15 protein-coding genes are annotated in these 15,280 nt (G+C 37.1%); 8 read left to right on the top strand and 7 right to left on the bottom strand.

Annotated elements, in window-relative coordinates:
• Window positions 1–1,152: an efflux RND transporter periplasmic adaptor subunit gene (locus tag HND50_15635; protein NOG46673.1), complete on the bottom strand. Its 1,152-nt coding sequence runs from the start codon at window positions 1,150–1,152 to the stop codon at window positions 1–3.
• Window positions 1,153–1,441: 289 nt separating this feature from the next.
• On the opposite strand from HND50_15635, the gene HND50_15630 reads away from it, so the two are divergent.
• Both HND50_15630 and HND50_15625 read left to right on the top strand, forming a co-directional pair.
• Complete coding sequence (locus HND50_15630) at window positions 1,442–3,061, top strand: site-specific DNA-methyltransferase (GenBank protein ID NOG46672.1); 1,620 nt, start codon at window positions 1,442–1,444, stop codon at window positions 3,059–3,061.
• A 428-nt stretch (window positions 3,062–3,489) separates the two neighbouring features.
• The gene (locus HND50_15625; GenBank protein ID NOG46671.1) at window positions 3,490–3,774 is read left to right on the top strand and encodes a GIY-YIG nuclease family protein; all 285 of its coding nucleotides are present in this window, start codon (window positions 3,490–3,492) and stop codon (window positions 3,772–3,774) included.
• 434 nt (window positions 3,775–4,208) lie between these two features.
• Here the strand turns inward: HND50_15625 and HND50_15620 are convergent, their stop codons facing one another.
• The 6 genes from HND50_15620 to HND50_15595 form a co-directional block, all read right to left on the bottom strand.
• Entirely contained in the window at window positions 4,209–5,426 is a 1,218-nt protein-coding gene (locus HND50_15620) for an NADH:ubiquinone reductase (Na(+)-transporting) subunit F (protein ID NOG46670.1), read from the bottom strand.
• A 135-nt stretch (window positions 5,427–5,561) separates the two neighbouring features.
• On the bottom strand, window positions 5,562–6,170 hold the full coding sequence (gene nqrE, locus HND50_15615; protein NOG46669.1) for an NADH:ubiquinone reductase (Na(+)-transporting) subunit E: 609 nt from the start codon (window positions 6,168–6,170) through the stop codon (window positions 5,562–5,564).
• A gap of 12 nt (window positions 6,171–6,182) precedes the next feature.
• The gene (locus HND50_15610) at window positions 6,183–6,845 is read right to left on the bottom strand and encodes an NADH:ubiquinone reductase (Na(+)-transporting) subunit D (protein NOG46668.1); all 663 of its coding nucleotides are present in this window, start codon (window positions 6,843–6,845) and stop codon (window positions 6,183–6,185) included.
• On the bottom strand, window positions 6,838–7,569 hold the full coding sequence (gene nqrC, locus HND50_15605; protein ID NOG46667.1) for an NADH:ubiquinone reductase (Na(+)-transporting) subunit C: 732 nt from the start codon (window positions 7,567–7,569) through the stop codon (window positions 6,838–6,840). The genes HND50_15610 and nqrC overlap by 8 nt, the downstream gene beginning before the upstream one ends.
• Window positions 7,562–8,746, bottom strand: a complete 1,185-nt coding sequence (locus HND50_15600) for an NADH:ubiquinone reductase (Na(+)-transporting) subunit B (protein NOG46666.1) — start codon at window positions 8,744–8,746, stop codon at window positions 7,562–7,564. The genes nqrC and HND50_15600 overlap by 8 nt, the downstream gene beginning before the upstream one ends.
• Before the next feature lie 65 nt (window positions 8,747–8,811).
• Window positions 8,812–10,158, bottom strand: coding sequence for a Na(+)-translocating NADH-quinone reductase subunit A (locus tag HND50_15595; GenBank protein NOG46665.1), 1,347 nt, complete (start codon window positions 10,156–10,158; stop codon window positions 8,812–8,814).
• A gap of 363 nt (window positions 10,159–10,521) precedes the next feature.
• On the opposite strand from HND50_15595, the gene pgsA reads away from it, so the two are divergent.
• From pgsA to HND50_15565, 6 genes are all read left to right on the top strand, one after another.
• Window positions 10,522–11,127 carry a CDP-diacylglycerol--glycerol-3-phosphate 3-phosphatidyltransferase gene (gene pgsA / locus HND50_15590; GenBank protein ID NOG46664.1) on the top strand — a complete coding sequence of 202 codons (606 nt, stop codon included), beginning with the start codon at window positions 10,522–10,524 and terminating at the stop codon, window positions 11,125–11,127.
• Complete coding sequence (locus HND50_15585) at window positions 11,115–11,597, top strand: phosphatidylglycerophosphatase A (GenBank protein ID NOG46663.1); 483 nt, start codon at window positions 11,115–11,117, stop codon at window positions 11,595–11,597. The genes pgsA and HND50_15585 overlap by 13 nt, the downstream gene beginning before the upstream one ends.
• The gene (locus HND50_15580; protein ID NOG46662.1) at window positions 11,594–12,838 is read left to right on the top strand and encodes a competence/damage-inducible protein A; all 1,245 of its coding nucleotides are present in this window, start codon (window positions 11,594–11,596) and stop codon (window positions 12,836–12,838) included. Before HND50_15585 ends, HND50_15580 begins: the two co-directional genes overlap by 4 nt.
• A gap of 45 nt (window positions 12,839–12,883) precedes the next feature.
• Entirely contained in the window at window positions 12,884–13,441 is a 558-nt protein-coding gene (thpR, locus tag HND50_15575; protein NOG46661.1) for an RNA 2',3'-cyclic phosphodiesterase, read from the top strand.
• Window positions 13,442–13,541: 100 nt separating this feature from the next.
• Window positions 13,542–14,576 carry a recombinase RecA gene (gene recA / locus HND50_15570; GenBank protein ID NOG46660.1) on the top strand — a complete coding sequence of 345 codons (1,035 nt, stop codon included), beginning with the start codon at window positions 13,542–13,544 and terminating at the stop codon, window positions 14,574–14,576.
• A gap of 42 nt (window positions 14,577–14,618) precedes the next feature.
• A complete protein-coding gene (locus HND50_15565) occupies window positions 14,619–15,260 on the top strand; it encodes a hypothetical protein (GenBank protein NOG46659.1) in 642 nt (213 codons plus the stop codon).
• Window positions 15,261–15,280: the final 20 nt, after the last annotated feature.

Genomic DNA, 15,280 nt, shown 5'->3' with positions numbered 1-15,280 from the left:
TTATTTCTCTTCGGACTTTGCTATAATTTTATTTTCACGTTCGGCAACAATGCGTACTTTTGTTTTATCTTTCATCCCTGCCTGCCCAACAACAATAACTTTGTCATTTGGAAGTAGTGAGTCATTTAGTGATTCAATTTTTTCACTGTCCTGAAAACCGGGTTCGAGACGGATTTTATTTGCAACGCTATCACGGACAACAAATACATTCATATATTCATTTTCATATACGACCGCCGTTTTAGGAATAAGCAGCGCATTTTCATGCGTATCTATAATTAAGTGCACATTAACAAACATCCCAGGTTTTAATATTTGACCCTTATTTTTCACACCAACGGTTACTTTAAAGGTCCCACTCGATGGATCAACTACAGGGCTGATTCGTTTTATGCGTGCCTCAAAATTTTCACCTTGTAAGTTTTCTGAGGTAATTATCGCCGGCTGATTCATTTTAAGTTCATTAATATTCTTTTCAGGTACATATACAACAGCAATAACTTGTGTTTTATTTACAACCGAAAAAAGTTTATCAGATGGTTGAACCCTCGCACCAATTTTAGTCAATCGTTCACCAACCCAGCCACTAATGGGTGATGTAATGCTCATATAATCTAAACGTAATTGTGCATCTTCAAGAGTATACTTTGCACTTTCCATAGTATATTTTACCTGATCAAACTCTTCCTGGCTCAACAATTTTTCATTAAACATAACTTGCTGACGATTATAAATACTAAGCTGTTTTTCATATTCCACACGCGCTTTGTTAACAGCAATTTCGTATTCACGTGCTTCAAGTTTTAACATCACTTCGTCTTTAGCAATATAACGGCCTTCTTCTGTAAGTATTTTTTCTACTACGCCCTGGGCCCTGGGATAAACATCTGCCTGAATCTCTGTTTCCAAATTTGAACTTAGCAAAATGAAATTTGAAATATCGCCCATTCCAATGGATGTAACCTCAACCGGAATAAGGTCGCTCTCTTTTTCTTTTTTTTCATCTTCTGCTTTTTTTGTAGAATCAACTGAAGATGAATCATTTTTAACATCTCCGGATTGGTTTTTTGCTTCTCCCTCACCACTACAGGATGCAATAAAAAATAAAGCTAAAAAGAATAAACTGATTGTAGAAATAAAACGTAGTTTCATCGAATTCTCCAGACCTATTTTATGATTAAAACAATTTTGATAGACGCCATATATTTATTCTTGTTTCAAAAAAAAAAAGGGTTTTTTTAAGAGAGAATAAACTAAAAGGCTTATTTGTTTGGGCTTTTAAAATAGCAAAATGTAAAGTGTGATGCTATTTATAATTAAAGGGTTTCATTGACATTTCAATATATTTTTATATCGATAAATTTATTTTTATTATGGTAATAATTTTTATATTGTTTGCAGTCTATTTTTAACTGTTATGTAAAACTATTCCCCAAATGCTATGAACAAACTTTATTATGGTGATAACCTGCATATTTTGCAGGAGCATATTGCCGATGAAAGTGTCGATTTAATTTATCTCGATCCACCCTTTAACAGCAACCGCAGTTATAATGTGCTGTTTAAAGACGAAACAGGTAATGATGCTGAAGCACAGATAACAGCTTTTGAAGATACCTGGCATTGGAACCAACACACCGAAGAAACTTATGAACAGCTTGTAACAGGCGGTACATCTGTGGCAGGAATGCTAAGCGCCCTGCGTTTTGCCGTGGGCACAAACCAGATGATGGCCTACCTGGTGATGATGGCTGCACGGCTGGTGGAGCTGCACCGCGTGTTAAAACCAACCGGCAGTTTATACCTGCACTGCGATCCCACAGCCAGCCATTATTTAAAAATAATTATGGATACGATTTTTGGAGTAAAGAATTTTAGAAATGAAATAATTTGGAAACGGACAAGCGCAAAAGGTCTCGCATTCACAAGATTTGCAAATAATCATGATATCATTTTTTATTATTCAAAAAATGATGAGTTTATATGGAATCAACAACACAAACCACACGACGAAAACTATATCAAAAAATTTTATCGATATATTGATAGCGAGTCAGGAAGAAGATATCGATTAGACAATTTAGCTAATCCTAACAAAAACCGACCAAACTTAACATATGAGTTCCTTGGTGTTACAAGAGTTTGGCGGTGGACAAAAAAAAGAATGCAAAAAGCTTATGATGATGGATTGGTAATCCAAACAAAACCTGGCTCCGTCCCTGCATTTAAAAGGTATCTTGATGAACAAGAAGGAACTCCAGTCGATGATACATGGATTGATATTCTCCCAGTTCAATCTCAGTCTGGTGAATTATTGGGTTACCCAACCCAAAAACCCCTTTCCCTTTTAGAGCGCATTTTAAAAGCCAGCAGCAACGAAGGCGATGTGGTTCTCGATCCCTTTTGTGGTTGCGGCACAACAATAGCGGCGGCTCAAAAACTAAACCGTAAATGGCTTGGTATCGATATCACCCATCTTTCCATCGCCCTGCAAAAGTATCGCCTAAAAGACATGTTTGGTCTTAAAGCCGCAAAAGACTATCAGGTGTTGGGAGAGCCACAAGTCGTTTCGGCGGCCAGGCAACTTGCTAAAGACGACCGTTACCAGTTTCAGTGGTGGGCCTTGTCGCTTGTAAAAGCACGGCCTGTTGGTGGCAGCGGCAAAACCGGCAAAAAAGGTGCCGATAAGGGAATTGACGGTATTATCTATTTTATCGATGAAAAAGGCGGAAAGGCCAAACCGGTTTTAATTCAGGTAAAAAGCGGCAAAGTGGGTTCGGCTTTAATCAGGGATTTAAGAGGGGCTATGGAAAGAGAAAATGCCGCGATTGCTGTTTTTATTAGTTTGGAAAATCCAACCAAAGATATGCAGACCGAGGCAGTTACTGCAGGTTTTTATCATTCCCCCGGTTGGGATAAAAAATATCCCAAACTACAAATTTTAACTATTGAACAATTATTAGGCGGTGCAGAAATCCAAATGCCCCCCGCTTCAATAACTTTTAAACAAGCAGAAAAATCCTCATCGTCCAATTCTGGGGATCAAAAAGAATTGTTTTAAATACTTGTCACTCTGGGTTTCACTTGTCATTCTGAACGTAGTGAAGAATCCAATGATTACAAAACTTTGTCATTCTGAACGCAGTGAAGAATCTATCCCGAGGAATGAGATCCTTCGTTTTACTCAGGATGACAATCATTTGTCATTCTGAACAAAGTGGAGAATCCATGATAACAAAAACCTTGTCATTCTGAACGTAGTGAAGAATCTGGAATGAGATCCTTCGTTTTACTCAGGATGACAATCATCTGTCATTCTGAACACAGGTGAAGAATCCCATGATAACAAAAACTTTGTCATTCTGAACGCAGTGAAGAATCTATCCCGAGGAATGAGATCCTTCGTTTTACTCAGGATGACAATCATTTGTCATTCTGAACGTAGTGAAGAATCCCACAGTAAACAATAGAAACCAACATCTCAATCATATGAACCATAATTATTACGTGTATATTTTAACAAACAAAACTAACAACGTTTTATACACAGGTGTCACAAATGACTTGGTTAAACGAGTTTTTGAGCACAAGAATAAGATTATAAAAGGGTTCACTTCAAAGTACAACGTGAGTAAACTTATTTATTTTGAGCATTTTACAAGCATAGAATACGCAATCAGAAGAGAGAAACAGATTAAAGGATGGAAGAGATTTAAGAAAATAGATTTGATTGAATCAGTTAACACTGATTGGAAAGAAATCGATCCAAAATAAAAAAAAATAGATCCTTCGTTTCACTCAGGATGACAACCATCTGTCATTCTGAACAAAGTGAAGAATCCCATGATGACAAAAACCATCTGTCATTCTGAACAAAGTGAAGAATCCCATGATGGCAAAAACCTTGTCATTCTGAACGTAGTGAAGAATCTACGGCTAAACACTGAGATCCTTCGTTTTACTCAGGATAACAATCATTTGTCATTCTGAACAAAGTGAAGAATCCCATGATGACAAAAACTTTGTAATTCTGAACGCAGTGAAGAATCTAAGCCCATGGAGTGAGATCCTTCGTTTTACTCAGGATGACAATCATTTGTCATTCTGAACGAAGTGAAGAATCCAGGATGATAAACGTGCGCACTTCTCAAAAAAAAAGCGGGTTAAAAACCCGCTTTTTTTTCTACATAAAAATATGAACTAATTCTTTAGAACTCATCAAATGCAATCATTTCTTTTTCAACACCCAAGTTGTAGAGCATATTCTCAACAGCGCTGATCATCATGGGTGGGCCACACATATAGTATTCCAAATCCTCGGGTGCCTCATGCTTACTTAGATACGACTCATAAGCAGCCTGATGTATAAAGCCCGTTAACCCGGTCCAGTTATCTTCCGGCATAGGATCGGAAAGAGCCACATTATAATTGAAATTTGGAAATTTCTCGGCAATTGCCAAAAACTGATCATGGTAAAACATTTCACGTAATGAACGGGCACCATAAAAGAATGATACTTTTCGGCCAGTTTTTAATGTATGAAACAAGTGGAACAAATGGCTGCGCATTGGTGCCATACCTGCACCACCGCCGATATAAACCATTTCGCGTTCTGTTTCTTTTATAAAGAATTCTCCATAAGGCCCACTTACGGTCACCTTATCACCCGGTTTTAAATTAAAAATATAAGACGAGGAAATTCCCGGAGGAAAATCAGTTCCCGGAGGAGCTGTTGCAATACGTACATTAAGCATTACAATATTTCCTTCTGCAGGATGGTTGGCCATGGAATATGCGCGGAAGATTTCTTCATCGTTGCTTCCTTTTGTTGGCCATAAATCAAATTTATCCCAATCGGGTTTATATTCATCCTGAATATCAAAATCTTTGAAAGTAAGATTATAAGGTGGTATGTAAATCTGAATATATCCACCAGCCTCAAAATCCAAATTCTGTCCTGAAGGAAGTTCCAGAACCAGCTCTTTAATAAAAGTAGCCACATTATCATTTGAACGCACTGTACATTCAAATTTTTGGATATTGAATATTTCTTCATCAATGTGAAGTTTCAAATCATTTTTTACTTTAACCTGACAAGCCAGACGAACATGATTTTTAATATCACCGCGGCTCAGCTGAGATTCTTCAGTTGGCAGAACATCGCCACCACCTTCTAAAATCTGACAGGTACACATTGCACATGTTCCCTGTCCACCACATGCAGATGGAAGGAAAATGCCATTATTGGAGAGTGTAGAGAGAAGATTTGTTCCTGCTTGAACGGTTGGGCTTTTCTCTTCATCGCCATTTATTAATAATTTTACATCACCTTTTTGAACAAGCTTGGATTCGGCAAAGGTGAGAATGCCCACAAGGATTATAATTACCCCTGTAAATACAACCGCGCTTATTCCTAAAACTTCCATACCCGGCATTTTAATTACTCCACTTTATTTTAATTTTAACTTGCGCCACAAGTGTCATTCTGAGCGTTGCGTAGCCATAGAGAAGAATCCAATAATCGAAGGGGATGCTTCGTGCCTCAGCATGACAACCTGTTATTATAGTTGAATTCCGGCAAAAATCATAAATGCCATTGACATTAAACCTGTAATTAACATTGTAATTCCAAGACCTTTTAAACCAGCAGGTACATTGGAATAACGCATTTTTGTACGAATTGCAGACATTGCCACAATCGCTAAAAAGAAACCAACCCCGGAACCAAAACCAAATACGGTTGACTCACCCAGAGTATAATCACGTTCTACTAAAAACAAAGAAGAACCTAAGATTGCGCAGTTTACAGCAATTAATGGTAAAAATATCCCAAGGGCCGCATATAGTTTTGGTGAAAACTTATCTAAAACCATTTCAACAAGTTGCACCATTGCAGCAATCACAGCAATAAAAGTAATAAAAACAAGAAAGCTTAAATCCACACCGGGAAATCCTGCCCAGGCAAGAGCGCCATCTTTTAACAGATAAGTGTTGATAAACCAGTTTGTCGGTGTTGTTATTGTCAAAACGAAAATGACCGCAGCCCCTAATCCTAATGATGTTTCAACCTTCTTAGAAACTGCTAAAAAGGAACACATCCCAAGAAAGAAAGCAAGAAGGATATTTTCTACAAATACGGCTTTTACAAATAAACTTAAATAATGCTCCATATCAAACCTCTATTATTCATGAACAGTTTTGGTGATTGTTCTTTGGACCCAGACAAGCAAACCGAGCAAAATAAATGCTCCCGGTGCCAGAACCATCAAGCCCATATCTTCATAACCCGCAGCATAAAACGCTTCCGGAATTATTTTAAAACCCATAAAACTGCCACTACCAAGTACTTCCCTGCCAACAGCAATCGTCATTAATATCCAGCCATAACCAAGGGCATTTCCTAAACCATCTAAAAATGAAGGCCAGGGTTTATTTTGCAGAGCAAACGCTTCGGCGCGCCCCATAATTATACAATTTGTAATAATAAGCCCAACAAATACGCTTAGCTGTTTACTTATATCATACAAATATGCTTTTAAGATTTGATCCACCAAAATTACAAGTGTTGCAATTACTGCAAGCTCTACAATTATCCTGATTTTTGATGGGATAAATTTACGCAACATTGAAAGACTTACGTTTGAGAAAGCCAAAACAAACATTACAGCAAGAGACATTACAAGCGCTGTTCGCATTTGTACTGTAACAGCAAGTGCTGAACAAATCCCTAATACCTGAAATGTAATAGGATTGTTTGAACTTAACGGTTCGCGCAATGCTTTAAGGTTTTTCTTTGAAAACATGCCCTCTTTAGGCTGTTTTACTTCAACTGCTTGATCAGCCATTATCTACCTCCTTCTGCGCTTCCCTTACAATTTTAAAATATGATTCATATGCTTCTAAGTCTTCTTTAAGAAAATCGTTAACTCCACGGGTTGTTAGCGTGGCACCGCTAATTCCATCTACATTATGATAGAATTCACTCTCAGGCACTTTATCTTTAATTTTTCCGCGAACAGAGGTTACTGAAACCAACTCACCCTGCGGGTTAATTATTCTTTTGCCGATATAGCTGTCAGTAAACCAACTTTTTTCAATTTCTCCACCTAAACCGGGTGTTTCTCCATGCTGATAAAATGTAATACCTTTAACAGTTGCTCCATCAGGTTCAATCGCCAGATAACCATAAATGGTGGACCATAAACCTTTTCCTGAAATAGGAATTATATAAGCTTTAACGGCTTCGCCATCTTTCCATTGGTAAAGAGCCATCAATCCTTCATTTGCTTTAGGATTAATATCGGAAGGGCTTTTTCCTTCTACACTGGCACCTTGGTCATTAATAACACTTTCAGCAATGTTTTTTTCATAAAGGGATTGAATATCTTCACGGCTCAGTTCAGTGTTTGGATCTGTTATCCCGGCACTTTTTAAAATATTCTTTTTAATATCGAGTTTAACATTTTCTACTTGTCTTGGTTTTAAAAACGTTGCCGCAGTTGCCAATAGCAAACTACAAACAAGCGTAATTATAATCGCAAAACGAAATGTTTGAAAATCACTATGCACGACTTAACCTCCTTTTAATATTTGCCTGCACCACAAAATAATCAATTAGAGGAGCAAAGACGTTCATGAATAAAATTGCAAGCATCATACCTTCAGGATACGCAGGATTAACAGCGCGAATTAAAACAGCAAGCAAGCCAATTAAAAATCCGTAAATCCATTTACCAGTGGAAGTCTGTGCTGCAGATACAGGATCTGTTGCCATAAAAACAGTACCTAATGCAAAACCACCCATTAACAAATGCATATATGCCGGTAAAGATAGAATCGGAGAAGAACCTTCTCCTGCCAGCATGTTCATTAAAGTTCCCATGGCCATACCACCAAGAACAACGGATAACATAATTCGCCAACTTCCAACACCTGTAACTATTAATATAGCTGCTCCGATTAAAGCTGCAAGAACTGAAGTTTCTCCCCAACTTCCCGGCACAAAACCATAAAACATATCCATTACTGAAAATCCGGCCTCGCTAACAGCAGTAGCAGCAGACTGGTTTCCTTCTGCACTTGTAGCGGCTAACAAAGGTGTGGCTCCTGAAAAACCATCAATTACTTTGTCCTTTGCAGAATCAATTGCGATCCACACTTTATCACCGGAAATTTTCCCCGGATACGCAAAGAATAAAAAGGCACGCCCCGTTAAAGCCGGATTGAGAATATTCATACCGGTTCCGCCAAATACTTCTTTGCCAATTACAACACCAAATGAAATACCGATTGCTGCTTGCCATAACGGCATTGTTGCAGGCAAGATTAATGGAAATAATAATCCTGTTACAAGAAAACCTTCATTCACTTCGTGTTTGCGAATAATGGCAAAAAGGACTTCCCAAAAACCACCAACTGCATAAGAAACAATTATCAGCGGTAAAACTTGCCAGAACCCAAACATAAAGGCATCCATAAAAGAAGCCACTTCTCCAACTGCTTGAAAATGTTGAAGCCCGGTATTGTACATTCCAAACAAGGTCATTGGTAGTAAGGCAACAACAACCATCATCATATACCGTTTTGTATCTAAACCGCCCCTAATATGTGGCCCCGACTTTGTCCGGGCATTTGTCCAGAACAAAATTGTCTCCGTCATCTCAAAGATTGGAAAGTATTTTTCCAGCTTTCCACCTTTGTCAAAGAGAGGCTTTTGTTTTTCTATAAGATCATGTAAAAATTTCAATTTTCTAATCCTATGTTATATAATTTTTATTGATTAATATTTTATTGCTCAGACCTGGAGTCAGTCTATCCTTCTTTTTCAATTAAGTCCAAGCCCTGACGCACAATTTTGCCAAAATCATTTTTTGATGGACAGATATAACTACATAAGGCAAGATCCTCTTCGTCCACTTCAAGAATTCCAAGACCTTCCATTTCTTCTATATCTTCGGCCATAATACTTTTTGCAAGGTATACAGGATAGACATCCATCGGCAGCACATTTTCGTAATCACCGCTCATAACAAATGTTCTGTCTCCACCATTTAAAAGCGTATCAACCTCATTTTCATCACGGTTAACCCATGTAGATAAAAATGATTTTGAATGACTCCGCAAATTAAAACCTGGACGATACCAACCGATAAGGCGTCGTTCCTTTGGTCCCTCTGGTATTACAGAAATAAGATTGTCATAATATCCGACATACCCTTTGTGCAGAACTTTACGACCTGTTAAAACGTTACCGGATATTAAACGGCAATCCGGATGGGCCAGGTTTGCCTCAGTTATTAGAGAAGCAACCGGTACACCTAAAATTGTTTTAAAATATTGCTTTTTCTTTAATGCATGTCCTGCAATGGCAACAATTCTTTCTGATGCGTATTCACCTGTACGGAAAAACTGACCAATCATAGCAACTGCATAAGGCTGGACATACCAAACAATGTCTCTTTTTACCGGTTTAATATGGTGAATTTGAACACCCACATTACCTGCCGGATGTGGTCCGGAAAAAGTATTTTTTTCTACATTAATTACATTCTGAAATGCAGGTATACCTTCCGCACCGCTTTCTGTACTTAAATAGATTTTACCTTCAGTTAATTTTGAAATAATATTTACACCAAGCTGAAAATCTTTTTCAAGACCCTGCATAATAAATTTCATATCAGCAGCAAGCGGAGCAGTATCCATTCCTGAAATAAAAATATCACGAGGTGTATCTGCCGGATTTGCAATTTTGCTAAACGGGCGTTGACGAACCAAAGGCCACATACCACCTTTTGACATGGTATCAATTATTTGCTCTTTTGTTGTTGAATCAGAAAAAGTATCAAATTTAAGCGCCTCATCTTTAGAGTCGTTTTCTACAACCACTTCTACAATAGCACGCCTCTCACCACGGTTTATTTCTACAACTTTTCCACTTACAGGAGAAACAAACTTAATCGCTTCATTACTTTTTAAATGGAAAAGAGGTGAACCTTTTTTCACCTGGGAACCAACCTCAACTTCAAGCTTTGGTTTGTATCCACGAAAATCAGTCGGCTGCAATGCAACTTTTTTAGGAGCACCTAAATCGGTAAGCTCCAAATCGGCTTTACCCGCAACCTTAATATCAAAACCTTTTTTTAATTTAAACTCTGCCATACAACGTCCTACTTTTGAGTTATATTTATGATATAGTTTCTATAGTAATTCAATTTGAAAGAGATATTTTTTTTAACCTTTCTAAAGAAATAAGATTAGTAAAAATAATTATTTCACATAATCTGATAATTTAAGACATTGAAATATCATTCACAAAAATTATTTCATCAGAGTTATTCATTCTTTTATACATAATTCACAAGATTTATGCATCTCATCATATAAAATACTATTAACCACAATTCTACTACTGTCGGCATGATATTTAATATTTTTATATATAGGGCTAAATTTGTAATTTTGTTCTTTAGCTTATTTTAATTTTAAAACATTCAGCTTACAGTAAAAAATTTCTGTATTAATATGATCCAAAAAATTCCTACGCTTTTAACTTTACTTAGAATTGTATTAACACCTTTCTTTATATACTATTTTCTACAGGAAACACAAAACGCGCGGATCTTAGCTACAATAATTTATTTTTTTGCCTCATTTACAGATTGGCTCGATGGTTATATAGCCCGAAAAATAAATCATACAACACGGCTTGGACAATTTCTTGATCCTATTGCAGATAAGATTCTTGTGTCAAGCGCTTTGTTTATTTTTGCCTATAAAGATTATTTATATTTGTGGATGGTCATTATTATCGTTGTTCGTGATATTTTAATCACTGCCTTAAGAATGTATGCTCTGCATAGAGGAAAAGTCATTATCACGAGTTCATTTGCTAAAACAAAAACTTTTATTCAAATGGGATTTGTTTTGTTAATGATTTTTTATCTAACCTTTCCTATGCTCCCCGATATTACCCTTTCTTATTCCTGGACTGACTGGATTATGTGGCCAACTATTATTGGTGCTATTGTTACAGTATTAACTGCAGCAAGCGGAATACATTATATTATGTATAATCGCTCTCATATAAATGAGATTTTTAAACGATTGACTAAAAAATGGCACACTTAGAAAAGGACAAAAAAGAAAAGAATCTTTTTGCCTTTGCGATTGGCTCAGTCGGCGGGATAGGCTATTTCCCAAAAGCCCCCGGTACTTTTGCCAGCGCAATTGCCGCCCTGCTCTATTTCTTGATAAATCCTGAGGTTTATGCATTAACAATCGGAATAATTGCGGCTTTTATTTTAGGCATTGTTTTTAGCGACCAAGTAGAAAAACATTCTGGTAAAGATCCCGGTTTTGTGGTTATCGATGAATTTGCAGGCCAATGGATTACCTTTCTTCTTCTTCCAGAAAGTACCGTCATAATAATTATTTCCGGATTTATCCTGTTTCGCTTTTTTGATATCCTCAAACCTTTGGGCATAAATAGATTGCAAGAATTCAAATCTGGTTGGGGCATAATGCTGGATGATGTTTTGGCAGGGATTTATGCAAATATAATTTTGCAGGTCCTAATATATTATGGAGTTTTTAGATGAGTGAAATTAGTGCAGAATTAATTTCAATTGGGAATGAATTGTTGGCCGGATATACTGTAAATACAAACGTAACCTTCATTTCACAGCAATTAAAGGATATCGGGATTTCGGTAAAGTGGATTACAACAATCGCTGATGAGCCGGATGAAATATTCGATGCACTTCAAAAAGCAAATCAGCGCGCTAATATTGTGATGACAACAGGCGGCCTTGGCCAAACACCGGATGATATTACAAAAGCAACAATCTGTACCTATTTTGATACCAAACTTCACCAAAGCCATTCGGTTTTAAAAGACCTTAAAAAATTTATACATGATCGTAACCGAAGCGAAAAGTTTTTGGAAATTAACCGGGGCCAGGCTTTGGTACCAGTGGATGCACAGATAATCTCAAATCCAATTGGTACGGCGCCGGGGCTAATTCTGAAAAGGGATGGAAGCTGGTTTTCATTTATGCCGGGTGTCCCTCGCGAAATGAAAGCAATGGTCACAAATCATTTTATCCCGTTTTTAAAAACAAAGTTTGATCTTCCCAAAATTAAAACAGAAATCATGCGCACAACCGGCGTCCCCGAATCAAAGTTATATGATATTTTGAAAGCTGAAATTGAAGCATATCCACAATTCCCAGTTGCATTTCTGCCAAAACAAATTGGGGTTGATATGCGGTTCCGGCTTATGGTGACTGATTCGGGAATTGAAAAAAACTGGCATGGATTTATAGAGAGAATCCGAATTAAAGCTCAGAAATATATCTTTACAAATGATGAACGCAACATAGAACAAGTTATGGTCGAAATGCTTTCCAGCAAAAAACTGACCCTGGCAATTGTAGAAAGTTTTACCGGCGGTTTAATCCAGGATTGGATAACAGATGTTCCGGGAAGCTCGGCAATTTATAATGGTGGAATTGTTACATATAGCAATGAGTCCAAAGTAGAATTTACCGAAGTGAGCCAGGAAACTCTGCAAAAGTTTGGTGCTGTTAGTGAACAAACTGCCCTGGAAATGGTACGCGGTATTCAAAAAAGATTTAACAGTGATTGCGCCATTTCTACAACAGGAATTGCCGGCCCGGATGGTGGAAGTAAAGAGAAACCTGTGGGTCTTTGTTTTGTTGCTGCCCGCTATAAAGAAAAAGAATTTGTACGCCAGTTTAATTTTGGTACAGAGCGTCGTATTAATAAAATGCGCGGTGCCATGACGGGTATGGAAATGTTACGACGGTTGCTCGTTTAAATTAAGCATTTATTAATCAACTGAGAAAATTTAATTATAATAATTATGCGGTTATTTTTAGCGATTGATTTTCCTGATGCAATAAAGCAATCTTTAAATGATAACATTTTGCAATTAAGTGAAATCTATCCTGATTTAAAATGGATAAAAAAACCGGCATTGCACATAACTTTAAAATTTTTTGGTGAAACTGAAGCAACTCTACAACGAAAAATCGAATCTGCATTAAATACTGCTTTTTTAACAATAGATAGCTTTGACATAAAAACTTCGATAACAGGATTTTTTCCAAACCCCAGCAAAGCACGTGTTTATTATTTAGGATTGAACTTTTCCTCACCTTTAGTAAAATGCTTTGACATTACTGAAAACAATCTTTCTCGAGTTGGCATAGAAAAAGAGAAACGGAAATTTAGTCCGCATATTACCCTTGCTCGAATAAAAAAAACAGCCCTTCATTTAGATGAACAACAATTTTTATTAGATCATACTTTTTCTAATATTTCAATTCCGGTACAGGAAATAACACTTATGAGCAGCCAATTATCTTCCAGCGGAGCAAGGTATACGCCCGTACAAAGATTTTCATTGCGCTGTAAATAATTTTGTATTACATTTTCCGTCATCCAACAAACTTGCAGATAAAGTATTAACCGTCATACCGTAACATTTTAAGATGACAAATTAAAATTTTGGAGAAAAGATGAGTACCAATCTTGATAAAGAAAAAGCTGTAGATGTAGCAGTTACCCAAATTGAGCGCCAGTTTGGAAAAGGTTCAATAATGAAACTGGGCGATCAGGCGAAAGTGAAAGTTGATGTTATCTCAACAGGTTCTATTTCCCTGGATGCGGCACTTGGAGTTGGCGGTGTTCCCGTTGGACGAATTACCGAAATTTATGGCCCTGAATCTAGTGGTAAAACGACTTTGGCTTTACATTGTGTTGCTGAAGCTCAAAAAAATGGTGGCCTGGCGGCCTTTGTAGATGCTGAACATGCCCTTGATCCGATCTATGCAAAAAAGCTGGGAGTTGATACAACTAATTTGCTGGTCAGCCAGCCGGATAATGGAGAACAGGCTTTGGAAATTGTTGAAACACTTGTGCGAAGCGGTGCTTTAAATATAATTGTAATTGACTCTGTTGCAGCACTTGTCCCAAAAGCAGAAATTGAAGGCGATATGGGAGACTCGCACATGGGTTTACAGGCAAGATTAATGTCACAGGCTTTAAGAAAACTAACAGGCACTGTAAGCAAATCTGATACTGCTGTTATTTTTATAAATCAAATCCGCGAAAAAATTGGAGTTATGTTTGGAAACCCTGAAACCACTACCGGTGGTCGCGCTTTAAAATTTTACACTTCTATTCGCATGGATATCCGCCGAATCGCAACTATAAAAGAAGCCAACGAGGCCATGGGGAATCGTACTAAAGTTAAAGTTGTAAAAAATAAGCTAGCGCCGCCCTTTCGTGAAGCAGAATTTGATATTATGTATTCTTTGGGTATTTCACGTGAAGGTGATATTTTAGATAAAGCTGTTGATAACAGGATTGTCGATAAATCCGGAACCTGGTTTTCCTACAAAGAAACACGTCTTGGCCAAGGCCGTGAAAATGTAAAACGTTTCTTTAAAGAAAATCCGGATATTATGGAAAATATTCTACTTGAGCTAAAACCGAAACTGGGTCTTGGACCAGAAGTGGTTGAAGAAAAAACAGAAGAAAAGAAAATATAATTCGCATCAACCGATTCCATCGCTCAAAGTGATGGAATCGTTATGTATTTATTTATGCATGATACTATAACCATCTCCCGCATTGAGTTTGAAAACCCACGAAAAAAAACATATTCGCTTTATCAGGATGACACTTTCTTAATTGAAATATCCGAAGATACACTTGTTCATTTTTCAATTGTTAAAGGTGCGGTTTATTCTAAAAATGAATTTCAAAAAATCATATTTTTTAACCAGGTAAATCAGTGTTTGCATCAAGCTTATTCCTACCTTCAACGCCGGCAACATTTAAAAAAAGAATTGTTCCGCAAGCTTTATACTAAACAGTTTGCTGTTGATATCATCAATCAGGCCATGGATCATTTACAGCAAAAAAACTATATAAATGATTTTGAATTTATCAGGCTTTATATAAATGATTCAATCCGGCAACGAAAAAGCGGCCCCATGTTAATTAAAAAAAAGCTGGCTGAGAAAGGAGCGTTTACGCCAGATATTGAATTGGCTTTACAGGAATTGTTTCCGGAAGGACTTCAAATTGAAATATCTGTGGAAATTATAACCAAAAAAAACCAAAAACTGAAAGAAAGCAATCCGCAAAAAAGAAAGCAAAAACTGATTCAATTTGGGATTGGCCGTGGATTTAGCTGGTCAATTTTAGAATCTGCCGTTAATAATTTATAGTATTATAAAAGCGGGAATAT

The organism is Calditrichota bacterium, assembly GCA_013112635.1.
Taxonomy (GTDB): Bacteria; Calditrichota; Calditrichia; order Calditrichales; family J004; genus JABFGF01.
Note: the sequence above shows the minus strand (reverse complement) of the source record. Positions and strands in the feature narration are given on the sequence as shown.